Source organism: Methylomonas sp. TEB, assembly GCF_047777895.1.
Taxonomy (GTDB): domain Bacteria; phylum Pseudomonadota; class Gammaproteobacteria; order Methylococcales; family Methylomonadaceae; genus Methylomonas.
Genome location: NZ_CP180476.1, coordinates 3,665,406 through 3,688,417, shown reverse-complemented (window position 1 = coordinate 3,688,417; position 23,012 = coordinate 3,665,406). Strand labels below are relative to the sequence as shown.

Here is a 23,012-nt window from a genome sequence, read left to right as displayed (position 1 = left end):
TACAGGTTCTGTTCAACTTAATGATCAGGAATTGAGAAATTGTCTATATCGTGGCAACTTCAATATTGCGCTTAAGGAAATGGCATCAGATTCAGATTTTATGTATATCTGCGGGTTGAAAGCTCCAGACAAGCGAATGAAAGACAAAGAGCTTGTCTTGCGGTTCTGCGCGTTTTACCACAAAACATATCTCAACTATAAAGCACCAATACGAAATTTCCTCAATAGTGAAGCGCAGGAAAAGCGTGATATAACAGATAAGGAATTATTGGAATTAAAGGTCGCCTTCAAAAACTCGTGTTTGATAATTCGTTCGCTCCTTGATAAAAATGCTTTCAAGCGCTTTTATAAAGGTAGCATTGGTCAACCAAACGGTTATTGGGAACCAAAAAAGTTCAATACATCCCTATATGATATATTGATGTATTCTTTTGCAAAAGAAGATAAAAATAAGGTTTTTCAAAATCTGGATTCAATTAAAGAGGCGTTAATTCATTTAATGACGGAAGATCAAGGTTTTATCGATTCGATAGAGCTTTCCACTAGTTCTGTTCAGGCTGTTACAACAAGGTTTGACAAGTGGCGTATAACCTTGCAAGGTATTCTTGGTATTGGTCAAAAAGAGCCTCGTTGCTTTTCATCTAAACTCAAAGAAGAAATGATGAGTATTGATCAAACATGCTCAATATGTCAGCAGAGAATTCAATCAATTGATGATGCCGCAATTGATCACATTAAGCAGTATTGGATGGGAGGTAAAACAATTCCAGAAAATGCTAGGCTGACTCATAGAGATTGTAATTGGGCGAGATCAAGAAATGAAACGATTTGATTAACTATTGGGATGATTTGAAAAACTTGAAGCCAAGTCAATTAGGGGGCATCGTGTACCATTTGTTAAATGGAAGGTTTGGGAATTAGTTCCTGATGCGTACTCTACATTTGGAATTGAAGTGTTATCTGGTTAGTTGTACATATTGGGACGGTTTTTGTCCCGTATGCCGCGCCGAGCACCGGAGCTTTTGTAGAGAATAGCCCGTAGGGGTGCGGCATGGATGCCGCACGCCGACAGAGGGACAGGAGTCCCTTCTGTCGACCCTCTACAAAAGCGAGGAGCGGAGGAAATAAGCGGCGTCCGGGTCGCCTTTTCTTTGGATACTTTCTTTTGGCGACGCAAAAGAAAGTATCTCGGCTGTCGGTCCGAGAACCGATATTAAAATAATATCGACACATTATTTAAAGCATAGGCCCTAATTATGTTGACTTACCAAGCCACAGACAAAACAGTCAATTTAAGTTTCTCCAAAGAGTTTCTATCGGCGAATGAATTGACAAAATTGATTGGAATGCTGCGCGTTAAAGAGCTGATTTCAAAAAGCCAAATGACCGATGACGACGCAAGCTCGTTTGATAATGAACTGAAAGAAAATTGGTGGCGGGATAATCAAGAAAGGTTTCTGGCAAAAATTAAATGAAACCGGTGATTGTCGATACCAATATCGTTTTTTCGGCATTGGTGAATAAAAACTCCAAAATAGCCACATTACTGTTGCGCTCGGAGCAGCCCCTATTAATGCCTAACAGGCTGGTGAAAAACTCGAAAAGCCAAGTAAGCTAAGGCATAGATGAGGGGCCAACTGTTAAAATAGGCTACCTAAATTTGGAGCCTTTCAATGCGCGGACACGATGCCATTCAAAACAGCTGGTTCAGCTATGTTAGCCTGGAAGACCGTATTCCCAAACAGCATCCGTTGCGTCGTTTACGGCTACTGGTTGATGGCGTATTGGCCTCTATGGATGCCGTCTTTGCCGAGCGTTACTCGCACACAGGCCGTCCCTCGATTGCCCCTGAAAAACTGCTGCGCGCCTTGCTGTTACAAGTCCTGTATACGGTCCGTAGCGAGCGTCAGTTGATGGAACAACTGGACTACAACCTGTTGTTTCGCTGGTTTGTCGGTCTGGGCATCGACGACGCCGTGTGGGAACGCACAGTGTTCAGTGCCAACCGCGAACGTCTGTTGTCTGAAGCCCTGAGTCGCGAATTTTTTGAGCGGGTACTGGCCATAGCCGAATGGCAAAATCTGGTGTCCGACGAACACTTCAGCGTCGACGGTAGCCTCATTGAAGCCTGGGCTTCGCACAAAAGCTTCGTCATTTATGCCCTTTGGGTAAGAAAGACGGCAGCGGCCCGGACAAACCCGCCGGCCGCAATCCCGAGATCGACTTCAGTGGCGAAAAGCGCAGCAACGCCACCCATCAAAGTACAACCGATCCCGAAGCCCGGCTTTACAAGAAAGGCGAATACACCGAGGCCAAACTGCGTTACATCACCCATGCCTTGTCCGAGAATCGCAACGGCCTGATTGTCGATGTCGAAACCACACAAGCCACCGGCACCGCCGAAATCGAAGCCGCGCAAAAAATGATCAAACGCCGCGTGCCCCAAGGTGGCAGCGTCGGTGCCGACAAAGGCTATGACCAACCGGCGTTCGTCAACGGACTCGAGTCCCGTGATATCAAAGCCCATGTGGCCCGCAAAAAGATTGGCAGTGCCGTCGACGGCCGCACCGCGCGCGGCAAAGGTTACGCCCAAAGTCTCAAGCGCCGCAAAATCGTCGAAGAAGCCTTTGGCTGGGTCAAAACGGTCGGCGGCCTGCGCAAAACCCGTCACATCGGCTTAGCCAAAGTCGCGGGTCAGGCCTTGTTTTGCTTTGCCGCCTACAACCTGACGCGCATGCTCAACCTATTGGTGTTCACGCCGAAACCGGCGTGGAGTGCACCCGCCTAGGGTGAAGTTCGCCTGAAAACCGTCCACAGACGGCTTCAGGCGAATAAAAAGCCCTTGAAACCGGGGCAAAACGCTTGAAACTCGATGTCATGACCGATTTCAACTCGAAAAAATCACGAACATCGTGGGTAAGGGGAAATATCGGCGGGTTTTTCACCAGCCTGCTAAATATGGCTTTGTCGAACTGTTCAAATACAAGGAAAAAATCTGCGCGGTCAGTAAACACACCCAGGATGAAGTCCTAGAGCTGCTTTATGAATTGATCCGACATATTGATTTCTTCGATGAAAATAGTATCTCGGCCGAAGCTTTACAAAAAGCGTGGACATTGGTGAAAGATGTGGACGCTAAGGATTTGTTGTTTGTTGCGCTGACCATTGAAATGGGCGGCTTGTTATGGACCGGCGACAAGCAGTTGCGAATGGGGCTTGACTCACTCGGCTTTGATGCGTTCTTTTTACCAGCCGACGACGTCGGATAATTTTGCATCGGCTAAATAGGTATCTCGCGTTAAAATTGTCCGTTCTCTTGGCGACATCAAACAATAAATCGCCAAGTAAGCAAAAATCCTAATGAAGAGATCGCATTCGATTTTCCTCACTCCAACCCTCTCCGGCAAGGCGAGGGAGTAATAAAAGCCAAAAGGTCAATAAAAACATGGCATTGTACGTCTATAAATTTGGCGGCACTTCCGTTGGTACGGTGGAACGTATCAAGGCGGTCGCCGAGAAAGTCAAAAAAGCCCGCGATGCGGGCGATCAGATTGTGGTGGTGGTGTCGGCGATGAGCGGCGAAACCAATCGCCTCGTGGCCTTGGCAAAAGAGTTGCAGCCGCAGCCGACCGACCGGGAACTGGACGTGTTGCTGTCCACCGGCGAGCAAGTCACCATCGCTTTGCTGTCGATGGCCTTGCATCAGCTCGGTTGCGAAGCGCGATCCTATACCGGCGCCCAGGTGCGCATTCTGACCGATAGCGCGCACACCAAGGCGCGGATTCGGGAGATCGACGAAGCCAATATGCGTGCCGACTTGGACGCTGGTCGAGTGGTGGTGGTGGCCGGATTTCAGGGCGTGGACGAGCATGGCAACATCACGACGCTTGGCCGTGGCGGCTCGGATACCACCGGCGTAGCTTTGGCGGCGGCTTTGAAAGCCGACGAATGCCATATCTATACCGACGTGGACGGCGTCTATACGACCGACCCGCGCGTGGTGCCAAAAGCTCGCAGATTGGATCGCATTACTTTTGAAGAAATGCTGGAAATGGCCAGCCTGGGTTCCAAAGTCTTGCAAATCCGCTCGGTCGAGTTCGCCGGCAAATACAATGTCAAATTGCGCGTGTTGTCTTCGTTTATGGAAGGCAACGGCACCCTAATTACCTACGAGGAATCAGAAATGGAAAGAGCGTTAATTTCAGGCATCGCGTTTAACCGGGACGAGGCCAAGCTGACCTTGACCGGCGTGCCTGATCTGCCGGGCGTGGCGTCGAAAATCCTGGGGCCGATCGCCGCCGAGAATATTGAAGTGGATATGATTGTGCAGAACATCTCCGCGCATGGCACCACGGATTTTACCTTTACCGTCAACCGCAACGACTTCGCGCGCGCACAAAAGGTGTTGGAAGGTTTGCGAGCCGACCTGGGCGGCAATACCACGGTGATCGGCGATAACAGCATTGTCAAAGTGTCGATTGTCGGCGTCGGTATGCGTTCGCATGCCGGTATCGCCAGCACCATGTTTAAAGTGCTGGCCGACGAGGGTATCAATATCCAAATGATCTCGACATCCGAAATCAAGATTTCCGTGGTGGTCGACGAGAAGTACCTGGAACTGGCGGTGCGTGCGTTACACAAAGCGTTTGGTCTCGATCAGGAGTAGTTCCGGCACTCTAATGTTTGCTCGTTGCGAGCGCTAGAGAGTCAATAAATCCCCAGATTTTTGTATCGTATTCAGATACAAGGCTGGGGATTTTTTTTGAATGCTCTTTACAAAAACTATGTTAAATAACTTAAAAATAACGAGGCATTTCCCTGATTTTTTCTGGTTTTTTACAAGGCATTTACTTTTAGTCAATATAATCAAACGATTATATTTTGGCATTCTTTATGCTTTTTACCTCCGGTGGATTTTTAATTTTTTCTGCGTGAGGTATCTAAATGGCTCAAGAATTAATCGTTGTAAATCAAGAAGTCGTGGCACAGCAAATCAATACAGCCGGCTTGATGTTGGGGGCAGGTTTGGCGGTGGCGTCGATGATTTTGGTGCCAGCCTTGGCGATGCGTCTTGGTTTGAGCGCGAGTTTGACTGGCGCACTGAGAATTGCATTGATGAAGGCATCCAGCCGAGCGGCGCACGGCAAACGATGATCGCAGTCGCTACCTCAGCGGATGTATTGATTGGTCAGCTTCAGAGTGATCGATCATTTCCTGCTTGCTCTGGCCTTGTCAGCGTATGATTTTGTTTTCGCTCGTGCCGTGTTTACCAAGGTTATTTAGGCGCTATAATCCGCACATGTGCACAGGTAATAAGTGAGTTCGTGTAACAATGGATGATAATAAGAAAAGCTGCGATCTTTGCGGGCTAGCTGTTGAAGTGGAAGGGTTTAGATTAAAAACCCTGCAAGGCGACAAGCGCTTTTGCTGCGAGGGATGCAAGGGAATCTATCAAATGTTGCACGAGGCACAGGTTTTACCTGAAGACGCCGACGATTCAACCCAGCCCCAGTCTTAACCAGCAACGAGGACGCATATGGCACATGTTCACAACCCAAAGAAGAGCTCGAACGATTCATCCATGACTAAGCAGGTGGTGGCTGGTACACTAGCCACTGCAACTGTAAACACTGGAGGAAAATTGATGACTAAATTAGCGAAACACCCTCTGTTGGTGTTCGGTGCAGGCATGGTGGCGGGCTATTTTGTGTACAAATACAGAAAGGAAATTATTTCCGGCGCCACAAAAACGATTGATGCCGGCAAGGATTTTGTATTGCATCAAAAAGAAAACCTCGAAGACATCGTTGCCGAAGCGAAAGAAGGCAATTAATCCCGTTCGATTCTTGGACATTTGGCTGTAACTTGAAACGGGTGGTCGTTGCCATGGCAGGACCGCCCGTTTTACTTTTCCCTGTTGACTATGGCTATCCAAAAAGAATTTGTACTACGTTACCGCCATGACGGTCATGTGCGTTTTCAGGTGCCCGCGCAAGCTTGTCAACCGACTGCGGCGAGCTTAATCAGCACCAAGCTTGCCGCAATTAATGGCGTCCAATCAGTGAAACTTTATCGCGGGCAGGGTAAATTATCAATCCGATACGATGGGGCTGTCTGTGGCTTTACCAGTTTGGCGGCACAGCTGTTTCAAATTCTTGCCGAGCTGGAACAGCAAGGTTATTTCGACAGTAAGCCGTTAGCGGAGAAGGCTAAAAAGTCTGTTCTCGGCATCAAAAAGCGCTTGAAAGGCACCCGGATTGGTGGCTGGTTCAATGATAAATATCAAGCCGGCAAGGAAACGGTACAGGCGGCCAAAATTATCGGCAAAGTCAGTACCAAAGGCCCGAAAGCCCTGTTTAAAGATCCCGAAAAAGCCACGATAGATTTCTTGAACGATGTGCTGGTCTTGTATTTGATCAAAACCCACTGGACCCGCATCACGCAGGAGTGGTTAGTCAAACCCATCGTGCATCGTTACGAGTGGATGGCGGTGTTTTATATGTTTTTCTTATTAGTACGTTCGCGCCGGCCCAAGTAGAGATTGTCAACGCCCATCCTATGATTTCCATAGGATGGGCTCGCTAGTCCATCAAATCCTCAGTCGCCCATGGAAACCGATACTCTAAACTACGCGCATTTTTCCGTTCGACATCAGCTAAAAAATCGGATTCGGATCATTACGCCGGTGTTGCTTAACGACCCGGAGCGTGGCTATATTTTGGAAATCTTGCTGAAAAAGCGCCCGGAAATTAAAAGTGTGCGCTCGGTGTTTGAAATCGGTTCGGTAGTCATCGAATTCGATTCTAATCGTTTGCCGGCAAAAAACTTGCTGATTATGTTGGACGCGGTGTTGGGCAATATCGCGTTAAAGCAGACTGAGTTAAAAAAAGACAAGAAAAAAGCATTCGACGGGCCGTTGCAAGAAGTTGATTTGGCCGTGCAAGGCATGAGTTGCGCATCCTGCGCGCTGTTGATCGAAATGGTCTTGAACCGCGACGAACGGGTTAAAAAAGCCGGTGTCAATTTTGCCACCGAAACCGTGACGGTGCAGGGCCAGATCAGCAAGGCGGAGGTGATCGATAAAATCGAAAAACTGGGTTATAGCGCCATGCCCATCGACACGCTGTCGCAGCGGAAGAAGCTCATCGAAAAGGAGTTGCAACGAATTGACGTAGCCCGGCGTCGATTTGTATGGGCAGGGCTGTTAACCACACCCGTGGTGACGATAGCCATGATGATGGGCGGCCGAACCTGGATGCATTGGTTGCAGTTTGCGCTGACCACGCAAGTCGTATTTGGCACAGGCTGGCAATTTTTCAGCAAGGCGTATCGGCTGGCTAAACAACGCGCGGCCAACATGGATAGCTTGATCGCGCTGGGCGTGGGTTCCGCTTACGGCTACAGTATTCCGTCCCTGTTCCGGCGGCGCGGGCATGTGTATTTCGAAGCCGCCGCCGCTATCATCACCTTTGTGTTGCTGGGGCGTTATCTTGAAGAACGGGCCAGAGGCAAAGCCGGGGAAGCGATCCGCAAGTTGGTGGATTTGCAACCACAAACCGCGACTTTACTGGCAGATGACGGCAGCGAGCGCAGCATCGATGTAGACGAAATTAAGATCGACGATGTGATGCTGGTCAGGCCGGGTGAAAAAATTCCCACCGACGGCGTGGTGATTGCTGGTCTTTCCACGGTCGATGAGGCAATGATCACCGGCGAAAGCATGCCGGTGGTGAAAAGTGTCGGCCATGCCGTGATCGGCGGTTGTGTCAACGGCAATGGCGTATTGCATGTCAAGGCCACGGCGGTAGGCATGGATACGGTGCTGGCGGGTATTGTGCATATGGTCGATCAAGCCCAGGCCGCCAAGCTGCCGATTCAAAAACAGGTCGATAAAATCTCGGCAGTGTTCGTGCCGGCGGTGATGGCGATTTCCGGTGCAACGCTGGTGGGGTGGCTGTTGGCCGTCGCGCCGTTTGCGTTTGCTTTCGGTAATGCCATCACCGTTTTGTTGATTGCTTGTCCCTGCGCGTTGGGACTGGCGACGCCGGCGGCTATCATGGTCGGCACGGGTCAAGCCGCTAAGCAGGGTGTATATATCCGCAACGGCGAAAGTCTGGAAATCGCCAGTAAATTGAATGCCATTGTTTTCGATAAGACCGGCACCATCACAGAAGGCAAACCCCGGGTAAGCAAGGTCTATAAATTATCTCGTCTGGCTGAAAACAAGGTAATCATGTTGGCGGCATCCGCCGAAAACAACTCCGAGCATTTTCTCGGCAAAGCCGTGGTGGCCTATGCCCGCGACGCGGGTGTCGAGTTACAGGATTGTGCTTATTTTTATAGCGAAACCGGTCACGGTATTCGCGCCGAGGTAGACGGTTATAAATTATTGCTGGGCAATCGGGCCTGGCTGGAAAATCAGCAAGTTAATGTAAGCCGCTTAGTAGAGCAAGCCGACAATTTTGCTGATCAAGGGCAAACCCCGGTTTATATGGCGATCAACGGGAAGGAAGCGGCTATATTCGCGATTGCCGACAATCCACGCCCGGAAGCTGCAGCCGCTATTGCGCGGCTGCACGAATTGGGTATTAAAACCATGATGGTCACTGGCGATACCGAAAGAACCGCTTATTGCATCGCGGATACGGTCGGCATCGCGGATGTAGTCGCTAATGCCAAGCCCGAGCAAAAGCTGCAAATCATTCGCCAGTTGCAGGATGAAGGGCACAATGTCGGCATGATAGGTGATGGTATCAATGATGCGCCGGCGCTGGCCGCGGCCAATGTTGGCTTTGCAGTTGGCAGCGGTACGGACATTGCCATCGAATCAGCCGATCTGACGCTGGTGCAAGGTGATATAGGCAAGGTCACGGATACTATCGAACTTAGCGCATTTACCATTCGCGTCATTAAACAAAATCTATTCTGGGCGTTCGGTTACAACACTATAGCGATACCGGTGGCGGCACTGGGCAAGCTCAATCCGATGATCGCCTCCGCGGCGATGGCCTTGAGCTCGGTGTCTGTCATCGTCAATTCACTTCGATTGAACAAATAAATGGAACACAATATGGAAGGTATGGATCATGCCATGCACGGCATGATCGAAATGGCTGCGGCCACGGGATTTGATTACTCCCTGGCGTTCGTTGCCGGATTCTTGGGTAGCGGGCACTGCCTGGGGATGTGCGGGGCGCTAGTATCCGGTTACTTCATGCGAGCTGGGAAAAGCCGCAGTTATCTACCTTATATTGCCTATCAAGCCGCTCGCATTTCCGTGTATACCCTGATCGGCGTATTGGCTGCTTCTTTGGGCGTAGTGCTGGTATCCAGCGGCTTGTTCGGCAAAATCCAAAGTATCTTGCAAATGTTGATGGGCACGGTGGTCATTGTGTTGGCGCTGGGCGTATTGGGCTGGATACCTTGGCAAGGCTCGATACGCTTGATTCCCATGCAAGTATTACGCAAAGGCTATGCTGCGGCGAATCAAAAAGGGCCCCTACTAGGTTCGGTTATCGCTGGCCTATTGAATGGTTTGATGCCCTGTATGTTGACGTTTGCTATGGCCGTGAAAGCTACCACGGCTGCTACGTTGCTCGAGGGTGGCGCGTTGATGTTGGCATTTGGAGTAGGGACTTTACCGATGATGCTGTTTATCAGCGTCGCCTTCGGCAAAATGAGTGTGAAATTACGAGGTTTAATGTTGAAAGCGGCGGCGTTCATCATGCTGTTAATGGGGGCCAATACCATTAACAACGGTTTGAGTTTTTACAAAGATCAAAACTTCAACCACAGTCATTTTCTGGTGTTTGTGCAGGATAAACTTGATGAACTAATCGTTTTTCTGCACGAAACCCTCAATTACATCGGCAGCATGCTGAGCAGTATTCAAGGTGTGTGATTGCAATTCGGCGAGTTGATCGAACTTAGTGCTGGAAAAGTTCGAAATTACAGGTATAATGCGCGAATGAATTGCTGGTGTAGCTCAGTTGGTAGAGCAGCTGATTTGTAATCAGCCGGTCGCGGGTTCGAGTCCCATCGCCAGCTCCATATATATCAAAGGCTTAGGTGTTTTTTCACCTAGGCCTTTTTTATTGGTGCTACGCTGGTGCTACGGCTTCGCGAAAAAGTTTTGTTTTGCGGCCCACGTTTTTATTCGTTATTGATCCCCGACCCGCCGGCCATCGATAGCTGATACCTTGCCACCAGGCACAAGAAACCAGGATCAGCGCCGCCTTGTTGGCTTGGCTGTGTTGTATGTCGATCAGTCCAGGCAACTACCGCCCGCCATCAATACTCACCTTTGGCCTTTTGTCGGTTTAGTCAGTTTTGTCGGTAGGGGGGGCGCCGCGTTTTATTTGGTATTGATCCCCCGGCCCGCCGGCCATCGATAGCTGATACCTTGCCACCAGGCACAAGCAACCAGGATCAGCGCCGCCGCGTTGGCTTGGTTGGGTTGTATGTGGATCAGGTCAGGTATAAGCAATCAGACCAGGCAGCGATCCTAAAGGGTGGGGGCGGGTCAAAAGTCTAGGGCTTGCCCGGTCCTTTGCGTCGCCCTAGCTACATTTTCGCTAACGGGTTATTGAATAGAAAAAGCCCACTAGAACCATAATAAGTTTTTGTTATATAAAAATAATAATAGAATACTAATATAGTCTTTTTATATAAGCACCGACAAAACCGACGCCAAAGGCCCGCCGGGTAGGGGCGGGTCAAAAGTCTAGGGCTTACCCGGCCCTTTGCGTCGCCCTAGCTATATTTTCGCTGGGTGATTTTTTGGAAATACAAAAAGCCACATGCTAATAGTGTGCGCCGGTGTCGCCGTGTTTGTATTGCATGGATAGTAGCCACCAGGCCCCCGCGCCCGATTGCGGTCCACCATGGCCGCCGGTTGGGGTTGGCCTATTCACGCGAAAACGCGGACCACCCCCCACCGACAAAACTGACTAAACCGACAAAAGGCCAGCCGCTCAACTGGGCACCAGCGCCGCCGGTCATCGATCAGCCGACAGGGTAAGGCATAGTAGGCAAGGCCACCAGACCGCCCAAGGCTTCGCTGCCTCGTTTGTGTTGCATGGATGGTAGCCACCAGGCCCTCGCGCCCGATTGCGGCCCACCATGGCCGCCGGTTGGGGTTGGCCTATTCACGCGAAAACGCGGGCCACCCCCACTGACAAAACTGACTAAACCGACAAAAGGCCAGCCGCTCAACTGGGCACCAGCGCCGCCGGTCATCGATCAGCCGACAGGGTAAGGCATAGTAGGCAAGGCCACCAGACCGCCCAAGGCTTCGCTGCCTCGTTTGTGTTGCATGGATGGTAGCCACCAGGCCCCCGCGCCCGATTGCGGTCCACCATGGCCGCCGGTTGGGGTTGGCCTATTCACGCGAAAACGCGGGCCACCCCCCACCGACAAAACTGACTAAACCGACAAAAGGCCAGCCGCTCAACTGGGCACCAGTGCCGCCGGCAAAGTCGCTAAAACCGAAGGCGAAAAAAAACCGGCCTAGGCCGGTTGGTTTTGGGCGGGTGTTCGTGGTCGATCAGCGGATAACCAACGGGTTAATGTGATAACTTGGCAAAGGCCTCCGGCCTACGCTTGGCATTTCGGGCGGTTGCTCGATCAGCCAGCCTTCATCTATCAAGATGTCCAGCGCCGTTTTTATCGGTGCGCCTTTGTCTAAGCCGTGCCAGCCTTTGCGGTCAATGTCGCGGGTTGTAAAAGGGTTAGGCAGGCCGCCGGCTTTGATTTTGCCGGCCAACCTTACCGCCGCTTCCTGTTCCGGGCTTTCCGCCATGGCATAGATTCGCCGGGCGTGGCTTTCCAGATAATCGCACCAGGTGACCGCCAAACGGGCCGCCGTTTCCGTTACCGGCCCGGCGGGTTTGCCGCTGGCAATGTCGATCAGGTGGAAAATCAGCGCCAAGCTTGGCATTAGAGAACGAAACTTGCCGAAGTGTTCCACCATCAAGGGATTTTCCTCGCTTGGTATCTTGACGGTTTGCAACTCGGTCAGCCAGGCAAAAAACACCGCTTGCCCGTATTCATCGAAACGGAAATAAGGCCGGTCGTCGTGTTCCGGGTCAAAACTTGCGCCGAATTCGATAAAGTCGGTTTCTGCCAGCTTTTGCAAGATCACAAACGCCGCGTGTTTGTGTTCACGGTTCGGCGCGGTGTCGATCAGTTGCCAGTTTTTCGGCTCATCCGGCCACACAGCAAGCTGTAGGCGCTGGATCATGCCATCGTTGCCGCCTTGTTGGGCTTGGTGCAGGTAGGCTTTTAGCTTGTCGGGCTGGATGCCGCCTAACAGGCTGATACAGATTTGTTTTGCCTCGGTCACGCCTCTGGCAATCTTCACGTCTGTATAAGCGCCGTTGCCGTTCCAGCCTTCCAGAAAATAGGCGCGTTCGTCGGCTCCGTCTTCTCGATCCCACTTAACCAGCAAGCCGGTCAGTTCGTCGCGAAACACCATCAAGCCGCGCGGGTTTTGTGCTTGCAGGGCTGTCATGCTTTGTATGGTGGTCTCGTTGGTCTTGAATAACCGCCGCGCCGGTTGTTGCTTGCTCTTTTCTTCGGCTTCCAGGAATTCGGCCCGCATTAAATCAAGTTCGCGGCTGTCCATGGTTTGTTTTTTGGCTTCCTTATCAAGTCTGGCTTTTAAGTCTTTCTGAATTGAGCTGTTCACCATGCCGTCAAAGTCGGATTCCCGTTTCTCTCGTTCAAATATTTCGCCAAAGACAAACTGTAGGCGGTCTAGTATGCCTAGCGCCTCTTTCATGCTTGGGCTTTTCAGGCATACCGAAGGCCGTCCGATACACGCGCCCCAAAGGTTGGGAATTACCTCCCAGCCGTCGCGCTGTTTCGGGCGTATGCCGCAGCCGGCGCCGATCACGCTGGAAAAAATCACTATGGTACTGATTACCGGAAAATCCGCCGGGGTTTGCATCCTATGCGAAACATCGGCCAACCAATCGCGGAAAGGCGAGGGTATAAGTTCCGGGGCCATGGGCTTAACGGGTGGGATTTTGGGCCGGATTTCGCCGGGGCTGTTCCAGCTTGTGCCGCCTTCGGCTGGGTTGCCAGTAGTCACCGCGCTGGTGCTTGGCTGGCTGATAATTTCCCGCAGCTTAGCTTGCAAGGCCTCATGTAATCCGCTGTCAATCGGTGCGAAGCGATCCCAGCCGCTTACCCAGCCTTCCAACCAATCCACCACATCGCTGCCTTTGTCCAGGTTAGGCAAACGAACAGTTTTAATCTTGGGCGGTTGCGGCAAGGCTGCCAAGCATTCGGCCACGTCTGCGGCGTAGCGTTCGCCGGGTTCGTCGTTGTCGGGCAGGATATAGACAGCGCCGAAGCCGTTTAACGGTGTCCAGTCGGCCTTTTTTGCCGCTTGCGATCCGCCTAAGCTGGTGACGGCGCAAAGGCCGATAGATTGCAGCGCCGTGGCGCACGGTTCGCCCTCAACAATAAAAACCGCCTTGGCTTTGTCATGTGCCGCCAATCGATCTAGGCCAAACAAAGGCCGGGGGTTGGCATCTATGCCGGGTGTCCAGTCAGCGCCGCGCCGCCGGAAAAATGGCACAACATCTTTTTTGCTGCCTTCGACTTGATACCGGCCCACCACGCCCAAAGCTTCGCCCTTTGCGTCGTTGTATGTCCAGGCAAACAGCAAAGGTTTGTTGTTGTAGGTTTTGGGTAACTGGATCATGTGAGCCACCATTCCCGCGCCAACTTTTCCAGGGCTTCCGGAAAGGTTAGGCCGTGACGTTTTTGCTCGAACGCGATCACGTCGCCGCCCGCAGCGCCGCAAGAAAAGCATTTAAAACCGCCGGTTTGGGTGTTCACGCGAAACGATCCGCGCTCGTTGTCGCCGTGAAACGGGCAAAGGCCGCCATCATTCCAGCCGATCCGCTTTAGCGGTACATCAGGCAGGGCCACGCGGTAATAGTCGGGCGGATTGATTGCTCTTTTGATGTCGTTGGCGTTAGGTTTCATGGTTTCGCCCTCTTGGCTTCTTCGTAGCTTAACCATTCGGCTATGTCCTTAAAGGTTTTGTATTCGGTTTGTACTGCGCCGGCAGGGTGTTCGATTGCGTCGAAGTCAATTAAAACGCCTTCTAATGGCAGCACCGGAAAAGGTGAAAGGCTAGGGCGGTCTTGTTCAATGCTATCGGTTTCGCTGATATGCCAGGCAATGACGCTTTCACGTTGATAGCTCAATCTGCCGGCTTTGTTAGTGCATAGGGTCAGGGCATTGAATCCGGGGGTGGCTGGTATAAGTGATGTTGCCATTGTTAAGCCTCCGCGCCATGGGTGCGTGACTCTAGGAAAGCATCAAGCGCTGATTGCCGATACTTCACCAGGCGGCCAACTTTGATATACGGGATTGCATAGCGCTTTGTTGAGCGCCAAACGTCCATGGTTGCAGTGGTTACGCCTAGAATTGCAGCCGCTTCCGCGTTGCTGCGTAGCGGGTCATTTGGTTGGGGCTGGTTGGGTTGGGTGGTCTTAGCCATCGTAAAGCCTCCTAAAGGCTGGTTTAGATGGTCACATAATCAGAGTTAAGGGCTAAGTTTTCACCGAAGCAAAAATGGCTATATATTGCTTCGGTAGTGGTGGCTTATTTATTGCTTGTTGTTGCGCGTCTTATGGTAAATGGCTTGTGCGTCTCGGTAGGTTTGGCCGGTCAACTCCATAACTCGCTCTATGTTTTTTCTGGTGTTAATGCTTCCAGTAGGCATTTCCCCGATTTGATTTTCAATTGACTGTTCAAGGGTTTTCCTTTCTTTGTATTCAAGCCCGCCAGCCTCAAACATTGTTTTAAAAGTGTTTGCGGTGGTTTTGGCTGATGTTTTTACCTTGTCAAAAAACGTTTCCGCGCTTCGCGTTGAATAGCCAAACATTTTGACCAGCTCAGCAACTGCATGTTGGCGTGGCTTTTTGCCATCGTGGGGAAATTCGTTATTGTATGCCGCCCTAACAATCGATGTCGCAGGGTGGTGTAACAATTCGCGCTCGTCCTTTTCGGTGATTTTTTTCCACTTAATCCCGACTTGTTTCATTAAATCCACTCCAACCAAGGCATCACGCAAAGCACAGGCAGCGGCGAAAGTTTCAGGGTCGTGTTCGGATTGATTTTCAAGAATTCGCGCTAAATACCCAAACAAAAGCTCCCGGTCATAGGGCGGTGGGTCGCCAGCATACAGGGCCTTGATGATTTGCTCGTTGTTATACGGTTTGCTTCCCCGATACCCTAAGTAAACAACGTCTTTTTTGGGCTTTGCCATCTCAGCATCTCCGCTTTATTCAGATTAAGCCACGCTCGGCAAACGATAACGGCTCGCCGTCGCCAATAATGAAATGGTCAAGCGTGCGAATATCGAACAAGGCTAAACACTCCTTGAGCTTTTTGGTTATTGCTCGATCAGATTGGCTCGGTTCCTTAATGCCGCTGGGGTGGTTGTGGGCAAATATGACCGCCGCCGCGTTGAGCTGTAGGCATCGCTTCGCCACTTCGCGCGGATATACCGAAGCGCCGTCTATCGTGCCGCGAAAAAGCTCTTCATACTCAATTGCCCGGTGTTGGTTGTCCAGGTATAAGCAAACGAATACTTCATGCTCCAGGCCGCGCAATCGGGCCTTGAGATAGGCGCGGGTAATGTCGGGACTGGTTAGCGCTGAGTCCCTGAAAACAGCCTTGTTTAGCAGTACCGAAGCCGCTTTAATGATTTGCTCTTCGGTCAAGGCTTGCCGCGCTCGGTATTTGCCGGCGGTATCGGTGACAAAGTACGGCAGCTTTAACGCTGTGGTTTCTGTAGAATGTTTTTTAGCCATGGTTGCGCCTCTCTGTTAGGTGCGGTTGTGGTTAGGGTCGGCAGGTGGTCGCAACACTTGCCGGCCCGATCTTGGGCAGCTATCGCCCGGTTTTCTTCTTTGCTTGGGTCGTGATTTCCACCACTTCGCCCGCCGGCTTCAGGCCTGCAGCGGCTAAAATTGCGCCGGTGGCGCGGTCTACTGACTCTCGCACGGGGTCAAGGTCAAGCCGCGCATAAATCGCCGTTGTTGATGGTGATTTGTGGTTAAGGGATTTGCCGACAATCGCCAATGACGCGCCGGTTTTGGCTTGCCAGCTTCCCAGGGTGCGGCGTAGGTCGTGAATTCGTAAGTCGTCGATTCCGGCCCGATCCAATACGCGCCGCCATGCTTTCTTAGGTTCGACTAAATGACCGGTCGCGCCAGCGCCAGGAAACACCCACACACCAGCTTTATCGGCTTGCCGGTTGCGTAGGATTTCCAGCGCCTCGGCGGATAGGGTGACGGTTTGTGGTTCGCCGTTTTTGGTGGTGGGTATGCGCCACTCGGCCCGATCAAAGTTGATCTGGCCCCATTGCATTTCTTGCACGTTCGAGCGCCGCGCCCCGGTCAGCAGGGAAATTAAAAAGTAATCGCGTAAGGTGTCGTTGGCTTCTTCGGCCAGTGCGGTAAAAAATGCCGGTAACTCGTCGGATTGTAGGAACCGCTCGCGTTTGGTTTCCGGGTATTTCTTGATACCGTGGGCAGGATTTGCGCCCTTAAATAGCTTACGCTCGGCAGCATAGCCGAATAGGCTGGAAGCCATCGCGATTACGCGGTTTGCCGTGGTGGGGTGTTCCTTGCCGATTTCGGCATGTAGTTTGCCGAAGTCGGTATCTTTGAATTGTGACAGCTTGCGATTGCTCCATTTGCCAAGATACAGGCCGAAGTCGTAACGGTAGCTTCGTTTGGTTTTTTCCGACAGAAAAGCGCCGCGCTTGTTGCGTCGGTGTTGCAAAAAGTCGTCGAACAGTTCTTGCAAGGTGGTTTCGGTTTTTAAGGCTCTGGCGTCGGTGTTGGGGTTAATGCCTTGGGCTATTAGGGCTGTTAGTCGCGCCGCCTCTTTTCTCGCATTCTCAATCGAATAGTCTGGAAACTTGCCAATAGTGACGCGCTCGGGCTTGCCGTCTACTCGTCGCTGAATAAAAAAGGTTTTCCCGGTACTGGTGGCTCGAAGCTGTAAGCCCGCCGCGTTTTTGTGGGTGTCGTGGTAAATAACACGCTCACCGGGCGCCGGGTCGGGTAGTGCGTCAAGCTGTGGTTTAGTGAAGCTGAAGCGTGTAGCCATGTCATAACCTCGTTTTCTGGTGCTACGCTGGTGCTACGCATTTTGTTAAAAATAAGCATATTTCGTGTAGCACCGTTAAGGTTATGATAGGCTGAAATCCTTGTTTTGTAAAGGTTTGTTAAGATTGAGTAATCAGCAGAAAATAGCGGGCCTTCAAATTTGTAATCAGCCGGTCGCGGGTTCGAGTCCCATCGCCAGCTCCATATATATCAAAGGCTTAGGTGTTTTTCACCTAGGCCTTTTTTATTGCTTGTACAAAATACCGTCCAAAATCGTTTGTGTAATCGGTAAAACCCCTGGTGACAAATTTTCACCCGGTTCTTAAGTTCCCTGTCACCGATAGGGACTGCCGTTAAATCTCCCTTTCCTCCGAAACGTGCGTGCGGTTTTCTGTGCGCAGTTCTCCAGTTGATGCTTTTCTCATTTTGGGTGTCTTTCAGTGTTACCGAAGCAATTCTGTATTCCAGAAATATTTGATGATGTGCCGTTCTTCACGTGCCAATTCGCTGAGGTTTCTTGAGCAAAACGGAGAAAATATGCAGTTTTCGTCCATTCGGACTTATTTCGCCAAACTTTTTTTAGGGACAGGACTGCAATATCCGCTCTTGAGCGTCTTGTAGCCTAATCGCCATGCTGAGTCCCTGGTGCGCACGACGTTTGTTGCCACGCATTGTCGGGGATTCAATTTCTTCTAGGTTGAAGGGCAGGAGCGGCTGCCAGTAAGAGTCGATAAGGTGATTTTAGTCGCACCAGAATGGGTGCTAGCGGCGTATTACATGTCATGAAAACTTAACAGAACTGCAACTTTAATTTCTTGAGCGCTGGTTAACATTCTTTCTGCAAATTCTGTGAGGCAGATTTTTGCGGAAGACCAAAAACAATTAACCGACTTTGCTTTAGGAATGACTTTTTTATGAAAGCTTTTAAATTAACTCTGATTGCCGCAGCTGTTACAGCTGGCGTTTCACCTTTGACTGCGCAAGCGGCCTCAACCGAATTCGACAATTTTACGCCAATGACAGGCAACACGGTTCCTGTTAACCCAGGTTCAGCGACACCTTATAAATTGTCTTCGCCCAATTTTACTCAACAAACCATCGCCGACCGTAAGACCCAAAACACCTTGGTGCCAGGTTCCAACTCAGGTAGCTGGGACATGATAGCCGCCAACGAAACCGGTCCTGACGCCGGCCGTTATTTGTTCATGCCGTTCGAAACCGGTTCCGCGGGCGTGCAACGTATCGATCTTTGGAATAACGACTACAACTCGCGCACCACCACTATCGTTGCGCCAGGTACGCAAGGTTTTGTTTCCGGCGATGCTTCTTTGTGGACACCATGGGGCGGCTATTTGACGGCTGAAGAATCTTGGGGAACTGGCAGCAGCAAAGGCCGTTTGTTTGAAGTGACCAATGCCACCACTGCGGCGGCGAATGGCGGCACATTTATCCAACGTTCCATTCTGCCGCGCGTTTCTCACGAAGGTTTGGCGTTCGACAAAAACAACAACTTGTATTTTGTCGATGAATTGAACGGTGGGTCTGTATACAAATACGTATCGGCCAATCCATTTGCCACTAGCGGCGACAGCTTTTTTGCCGCGGGGCAAACATTTGCTTTAAAAGTCGGTGCAGGAGCCCAGTTTGAAGGCACTACCGGTGCTGCTATCACCGGTGCATCAACATGGGAAGCTATTACCGATGTCAACGGTGGCGTTTTAGCCGGTATTTCCGCACAGCTTAGCGACGGCACGATCGACGGCCGCGTCAGCGCTGATAATGCCGCTGTAAAAGGCACAGGTTTTAATCGCCCTGAAGACATGGAAATTCAAAACTTGGCTAACGGTAACCAGTTTTTGTACTTCACGACTACCGATTCAGACACCGACGGCAACCAAGGCACCGGCCGCAGCCGCGTTTATTCTATTGATCTTGGTACTAGCGAAGTCAAACTGTTTGCCGACAGCAACACCATCGATTTGGCGACTGGTTTGGCGGCAGGCGGTGAATTCAAAAATGCCGATAACTTGGCTATTGATGCCGAAGGCAATATCTACATCGTTGAAGATCAAGATGGTGGTGTGGAAGATGTATGGTTTGCCAAGGATGCAGATCGTGACGGGGTTGCCGAGTCTCTCTCCAAATGGATCAGTTTGACTACTCAAGGTGCTGAAAGCACCGGTTTGTATTTCGACAAATTCAATCCAAACAAAGCGTATATCAACGTACAGCATCCAGCTGATGGCATTGATCGCACCATTGAGTTGACTGCTGCGCCAGTACCGGTACCTGGAGCGGTTTGGTTGTTCGGTTCAGCAATTGCCGGCATGATCGGCCTGCGCCGCCGTAAAGCCTGATTGCTTAGGGGGCAGGGCGTGTTCCCAAATTGATTGATCGAAAGCCCGACTTTATGTCGGGCTTTTTTGTGATGGGCAGTCTTTCGGGCCAGATAAGCAGTCCGGAAATGTCTTCTTGACCACCAATAATTAAGAGAATCCAAACATGAACAAAAAAATGATGATGGCTAGCGCGCTAGTGGTTCTATCTGTTAGTGCCGGCGCGGAAGCGGCTGTAATTACACAATGGAATTTCAACTCGAATCCTGCTGATTCTGCCACCGGTACCGGCACAGGCGCCCCTAGCATCGGTAGCGGCTCGGCTTCGCTGGTAGGAGGCACCACAGCAACTTTTGCTAGCGGCGATGCGAGTGGCGGTTCATCCGACCCGGCGATAGGCGATGACAGTGGTTGGAATACCACCAGTTATGCGGCTCAAGGTGCCGGCAATAAAACCCGCGGTACGCGGTATCTGGTTAGCACGGTGGGTTTCAATAACATTCAGGTTAGTTACGACTTACGCCACAGCAATACGTCTTCTAAATATGAGCAAGTGCAATACACTACGGACGGTAGTACCTGGACTGATTTTGCCTTGTTTAGCGGCGCGGCAGGCGATACTTGGTTCAACGGCCGTTCAGTCGATTTCAGCAGTATCGCCGGGGTAGCCAACAATGCTAATTTCGGCTTTCGTGTCTTAGCGGCATTCGCGCCTTCAACAAGCACATACGCGGCATCTTCTCCAACCGGTACTTATGGTTCTACCGGCACCTGGCGTTTTGATATGGTAACGGTATCAGGCACTGCGTTAGCAGCCGTACCAGTCCCTGGCGCAGTTTGGTTGTTCGGTTCCGCATTGTTAGGTTTTTTGGGCGTTCGCCGCAAAGCTTAATCGCCGTAGTTCAAGATATTGGCAATTTCTTTAGGAATGGCGACATGAGGTGGCTTGCTTCAAAGCCGTTGGCAACTCACTGATCAGGAAATGACCTTCTTGGTGTTGAATTGATCGCAGATGAAACTGAAGATCTTTTAACGCCATGCCTGTGGATTTCAGGCATGGCGGAGATATTTTCAGAGTCAGGAGTAGATTACGTGTGGTTTGCCGTCGCCGAGGACTATGTCGCCGATGCTGAACGCGGTTTCGCCTTGCTGTGCCAATATTTCCAAGGTAGCGGCTTCGTCTTCTGCCGCGACGCAGACTATCATGCCGATGCCGCAATTAAAGGTAACCAGCATGTCGGCTAATTCGACATTGCCTTGTTGTTGCAGCCAGACGAAAATCTCCGGCAATCGCCAGGCGGAAAGCTGGACACTGGCATTCAGGCCGTTGGGCAGCACGCGCGGCAGGTTTTCGGTAATGCCGCCGCCGGTGATATGGGCCATTGCGTGCACCGGCACAGTTTTCAGTAGTTCCAGTAGGGGCTTGACGTAAATACGGGTTGGAGTCAGCAAGGTTTCGCCGAGTGGTTTGCCGTTGACATCATCAGACCAAGCTAGACCACTACGGGCAACGATTTTGCGAATTAAGGAATAGCCGTTGGAATGCGGGCCGGACGAGGCGAGGGCGATCAGTTTGTCGCCGGCTTTGACTTGGCTGCCGTCGATGATGCGATCTTTTTCGACGATGCCGACGCAAAAGCCGGCCAAGTCGTAATCGCCGTCGGCATACATGCCGGGCATTTCCGCGGTTTCGCCGCCAACCAGTGCCGCGCCGGACTGTTCGCAGCCTTTGCCTATGCCTTCGATGACGCTGGCGGCGGTATCGACTTCCAGTTTGCCGGTGGCGAAATAATCCAGGAAAAACAGCGGTTCTGCGCCTTGCACGATGATGTCATTCACGCACATCGCCACCAGGTCGATACCGACGCTGTTGTGGATGTTTAAATCCAGCGCCAGCTTTAATTTGGTGCCGACGCCGTCGGTGCCGGAGACCAACACCGGCTGTTTATAACGATCCAGCGGTAATTCGAACAGCGAACCGAAGCCGCCTAAACCGGCCATGACGCCCGCATTACGGGTTTTGGCCGCGATGGGTTTGATGCGCTCGACCAAAGCGTTGCCGGCTTCAATATCGACGCCCGCGCTTTTATAATTCAGGCGGTCTTGTTGTTGTTCGCTCAATGTCAGTCTCTCGTTAAAGTTAAGGTTGAAACGGGCGATATTGTACTATAGTTCCCATTAATGCACTGTCAGGGTAGGCTTGTGGTCAAAGTTTTTATGAAGGGTAAATCGGGGTTTTTCAGCCTATGTCTGTGGGGATTGTTGTGCAATTGCCCGTTAACGGAGGCTGTCGAAGTAAAAGGTTTGTATGAGATTGAACTGATCGCCAACAGTCAATCCGCTGAGGATAGGACGCAAGCAATCAAACAGGCCATGTATGCCGTTTTGAGTCGGGTCTTGGTGTCTGAGGATATTTCCAAAATTCCGGTAGTGCAGCAGGCGTTGTCCAGTGCGCAGAACTATGTCAAGCAATCGCAATTTTCCTTGATTTCCGCCGATGAACTGCCTGACACCGACGCGCGCTTGCTTAGAGTGCAGTTTGATGAAGATCAATTGATGGAAGTCATGCGCAAAAGCCAGGTAGGTATCTGGAGTGAAATCCGGCCCGAAACTTTGGTGTGGCTGGTTGTCGATGACGAAGAGGGTAGACGGTTTTACAACGCTGACAGCATGCCGGAGTTGGAAAGTGCATTGGCGTTTGCGTCCAAAATTAAGGGCGTACCGATGATATTTCCGATGCTGGATTTGGAGGAACAGCAAAAAATTTCACTAAGCGAAGTGCTAGGAGCTGATTCCCGCAATTTGTTGGCAGTATCCGCTCGCTACGAAGTGACCTCCGTGATGGCGGGTCGCATCGCCAAAAAAGGCGATTGCTGGCAGGGCGAATGGGCGTTTTATTTCGATGGCAAGATCAAGCAATGGAGCGGGGCTTGTTTACCTTTGAAAGCGGCAGCGGTTGCGGGCGCGCAAGGCGCTTATGATGTGCTGTCGAATTATTACGGCGTTAAACCGGAGTCCTCAGCCGCCCACTAAGCTGTAGATGCCGTAGGCCCCGCCGTAAGTGGTTAGAAAATAGAATAAAGACACCACCAAACTGGCCGGAGTATTAACCTGCAATACGTCTTTAAATATCCGCGCAATAATCGCCATGTCCCAAATCAAAAACAACGCCAAGGTTGCATAGCTGGGCGTATCTTCTGCTACGGTCACCCAAAATACGATAGGAATCAGAAAGATAGCGACGACATTTTCACAAAACAAAATAGCCGACGCGACTTGTATGAAGGTGTTAAAAGTTCTATTCAGCAGTAATACCAGCGCGATAAAGCCCAGCGTTAGCAAGGTCTCCAGCAGCACTTCGAAGGCCGAATCAATGTCGTCCGACATGTTGAATTGAATAAAAAACACCGCGATAAAATAAAAAATCGCATTGTTTTTAAAAAAGCGCGTCGATCTGGGCAGATCCAATACCGAGACATTGAACCAGCACAGCGGGAAATAATGTCTGAAAATTTCCATCACGACGCACGCTCAC

General features: G+C 51.0%; 24 protein-coding genes, 1 tRNA gene and 1 pseudogene. 15 read left to right on the top strand and 11 right to left on the bottom strand.

The window, feature by feature from the left end; all coding sequences use genetic code 11:
- The first annotated feature begins 79 nt into the window (after nucleotides 1-79).
- The 12 genes and pseudogenes from ACMXD4_RS16455 (at nucleotide 80) to ACMXD4_RS16400 (ending at nucleotide 10,050) form a co-directional block, all read left to right on the top strand.
- Nucleotides 80-832: an HNH endonuclease gene (locus ACMXD4_RS16455; RefSeq protein WP_415878790.1), complete on the top strand. Its 753-nt coding sequence runs from the start codon at nucleotides 80-82 to the stop codon at nucleotides 830-832.
- 424 nt (nucleotides 833-1,256) lie between these two features.
- Nucleotides 1,257-1,475 carry a hypothetical protein gene (locus ACMXD4_RS16450; protein WP_415878789.1) on the top strand — a complete coding sequence of 73 codons (219 nt, stop codon included), beginning with the start codon at nucleotides 1,257-1,259 and terminating at the stop codon, nucleotides 1,473-1,475.
- A gap of 198 nt (nucleotides 1,476-1,673) precedes the next feature.
- A pseudogene (locus ACMXD4_RS16445) lies at nucleotides 1,674-2,788 on the top strand (IS5 family transposase).
- A 124-nt stretch (nucleotides 2,789-2,912) separates the two neighbouring features.
- Nucleotides 2,913-3,269: a PIN domain-containing protein gene (locus tag ACMXD4_RS16440; protein ID WP_415878788.1), complete on the top strand. Its 357-nt coding sequence runs from the start codon at nucleotides 2,913-2,915 to the stop codon at nucleotides 3,267-3,269.
- A gap of 176 nt (nucleotides 3,270-3,445) precedes the next feature.
- Nucleotides 3,446-4,666: an aspartate kinase gene (locus ACMXD4_RS16435; protein ID WP_415878787.1), complete on the top strand. Its 1,221-nt coding sequence runs from the start codon at nucleotides 3,446-3,448 to the stop codon at nucleotides 4,664-4,666.
- Between the two features lie 278 nt (nucleotides 4,667-4,944).
- A complete protein-coding gene (locus ACMXD4_RS16430) occupies nucleotides 4,945-5,154 on the top strand; it encodes a hypothetical protein (protein ID WP_064009365.1) in 210 nt (69 codons plus the stop codon).
- Between the two features lie 178 nt (nucleotides 5,155-5,332).
- On the top strand, nucleotides 5,333-5,518 hold the full coding sequence (locus ACMXD4_RS16425) for a heavy metal translocating P-type ATPase metal-binding domain-containing protein (RefSeq protein WP_033157280.1): 186 nt from the start codon (nucleotides 5,333-5,335) through the stop codon (nucleotides 5,516-5,518).
- Nucleotides 5,519-5,536: 18 nt separating this feature from the next.
- Entirely contained in the window at nucleotides 5,537-5,833 is a 297-nt protein-coding gene (locus tag ACMXD4_RS16420) for a hypothetical protein (RefSeq protein WP_415878786.1), read from the top strand.
- Nucleotides 5,834-5,923: 90 nt separating this feature from the next.
- Nucleotides 5,924-6,538 carry a hypothetical protein gene (locus ACMXD4_RS16415; protein WP_415878785.1) on the top strand — a complete coding sequence of 205 codons (615 nt, stop codon included), beginning with the start codon at nucleotides 5,924-5,926 and terminating at the stop codon, nucleotides 6,536-6,538.
- Nucleotides 6,539-6,607: 69 nt separating this feature from the next.
- Entirely contained in the window at nucleotides 6,608-9,058 is a 2,451-nt protein-coding gene (locus tag ACMXD4_RS16410; RefSeq protein ID WP_415878784.1) for a heavy metal translocating P-type ATPase, read from the top strand.
- Complete coding sequence (locus ACMXD4_RS16405) at nucleotides 9,059-9,901, top strand: sulfite exporter TauE/SafE family protein (protein WP_415878783.1); 843 nt, start codon at nucleotides 9,059-9,061, stop codon at nucleotides 9,899-9,901.
- Between the two features lie 73 nt (nucleotides 9,902-9,974).
- A tRNA-Thr gene (locus tag ACMXD4_RS16400) sits at nucleotides 9,975-10,050 on the top strand.
- A 954-nt stretch (nucleotides 10,051-11,004) separates the two neighbouring features.
- Here the strand turns inward: ACMXD4_RS16400 and ACMXD4_RS16395 are convergent.
- The 9 genes from ACMXD4_RS16395 to ACMXD4_RS16355 form a co-directional block, all read right to left on the bottom strand.
- Nucleotides 11,005-11,238, bottom strand: a complete 234-nt coding sequence (locus ACMXD4_RS16395) for a hypothetical protein (protein WP_415878782.1) — start codon at nucleotides 11,236-11,238, stop codon at nucleotides 11,005-11,007.
- Nucleotides 11,239-11,241: 3 nt separating this feature from the next.
- Nucleotides 11,242-11,388 carry a hypothetical protein gene (locus ACMXD4_RS16390; protein ID WP_415878781.1) on the bottom strand — a complete coding sequence of 49 codons (147 nt, stop codon included), beginning with the start codon at nucleotides 11,386-11,388 and terminating at the stop codon, nucleotides 11,242-11,244.
- 157 nt (nucleotides 11,389-11,545) lie between these two features.
- The gene (locus ACMXD4_RS16385; protein ID WP_415878780.1) at nucleotides 11,546-13,711 is read right to left on the bottom strand and encodes a DUF3987 domain-containing protein; all 2,166 of its coding nucleotides are present in this window, start codon (nucleotides 13,709-13,711) and stop codon (nucleotides 11,546-11,548) included.
- On the bottom strand, nucleotides 13,708-13,998 hold the full coding sequence (locus ACMXD4_RS16380) for a CHC2 zinc finger domain-containing protein (protein ID WP_415878779.1): 291 nt from the start codon (nucleotides 13,996-13,998) through the stop codon (nucleotides 13,708-13,710). The genes ACMXD4_RS16385 and ACMXD4_RS16380 overlap by 4 nt, the downstream gene beginning before the upstream one ends.
- Nucleotides 13,995-14,294, bottom strand: coding sequence for a hypothetical protein (locus ACMXD4_RS16375; RefSeq protein ID WP_415878778.1), 300 nt, complete (start codon nucleotides 14,292-14,294; stop codon nucleotides 13,995-13,997). Before ACMXD4_RS16375 ends, ACMXD4_RS16380 begins: the two co-directional genes overlap by 4 nt.
- A 2-nt stretch (nucleotides 14,295-14,296) precedes the next feature.
- Nucleotides 14,297-14,518, bottom strand: a complete 222-nt coding sequence (locus ACMXD4_RS16370; protein ID WP_415878777.1) for a helix-turn-helix domain-containing protein — start codon at nucleotides 14,516-14,518, stop codon at nucleotides 14,297-14,299.
- A 108-nt stretch (nucleotides 14,519-14,626) separates the two neighbouring features.
- Nucleotides 14,627-15,289, bottom strand: coding sequence for a hypothetical protein (locus ACMXD4_RS16365; protein WP_171694653.1), 663 nt, complete (start codon nucleotides 15,287-15,289; stop codon nucleotides 14,627-14,629).
- Between the two features lie 19 nt (nucleotides 15,290-15,308).
- Complete coding sequence (radC, locus tag ACMXD4_RS16360; RefSeq protein WP_415878776.1) at nucleotides 15,309-15,836, bottom strand: RadC family protein; 528 nt, start codon at nucleotides 15,834-15,836, stop codon at nucleotides 15,309-15,311.
- Nucleotides 15,837-15,915: 79 nt separating this feature from the next.
- Nucleotides 15,916-17,142, bottom strand: coding sequence for a tyrosine-type recombinase/integrase (locus ACMXD4_RS16355; RefSeq protein ID WP_415878775.1), 1,227 nt, complete (start codon nucleotides 17,140-17,142; stop codon nucleotides 15,916-15,918).
- Between the two features lie 913 nt (nucleotides 17,143-18,055).
- Between ACMXD4_RS16355 and ACMXD4_RS16350 the strand changes: the two genes are divergently transcribed.
- A complete protein-coding gene (locus ACMXD4_RS16350) occupies nucleotides 18,056-19,498 on the top strand; it encodes an alkaline phosphatase PhoX (RefSeq protein WP_171694654.1) in 1,443 nt (480 codons plus the stop codon).
- A gap of 145 nt (nucleotides 19,499-19,643) precedes the next feature.
- On the top strand, nucleotides 19,644-20,369 hold the full coding sequence (locus ACMXD4_RS16345) for a PEP-CTERM sorting domain-containing protein (RefSeq protein WP_171694655.1): 726 nt from the start codon (nucleotides 19,644-19,646) through the stop codon (nucleotides 20,367-20,369).
- Nucleotides 20,370-20,554: 185 nt separating this feature from the next.
- On the opposite strand, the gene purM is transcribed toward ACMXD4_RS16345, so the two are convergent.
- On the bottom strand, nucleotides 20,555-21,598 hold the full coding sequence (gene purM, locus ACMXD4_RS16340) for a phosphoribosylformylglycinamidine cyclo-ligase (RefSeq protein ID WP_171694656.1): 1,044 nt from the start codon (nucleotides 21,596-21,598) through the stop codon (nucleotides 20,555-20,557).
- A gap of 96 nt (nucleotides 21,599-21,694) precedes the next feature.
- Here purM and ACMXD4_RS16335 point away from each other — a divergent pair, with 96 nt between their 5' ends.
- A complete protein-coding gene (locus tag ACMXD4_RS16335) occupies nucleotides 21,695-22,510 on the top strand; it encodes a DUF2066 domain-containing protein (RefSeq protein ID WP_415878774.1) in 816 nt (271 codons plus the stop codon).
- On the opposite strand, the gene ACMXD4_RS16330 is transcribed toward ACMXD4_RS16335, so the two are convergent.
- Nucleotides 22,496-22,996, bottom strand: a complete 501-nt coding sequence (locus ACMXD4_RS16330; RefSeq protein WP_415878773.1) for a hypothetical protein — start codon at nucleotides 22,994-22,996, stop codon at nucleotides 22,496-22,498. The genes ACMXD4_RS16335 and ACMXD4_RS16330 overlap by 15 nt on opposite strands.
- Between the last annotated feature and the right edge of the window lie 16 nt (nucleotides 22,997-23,012).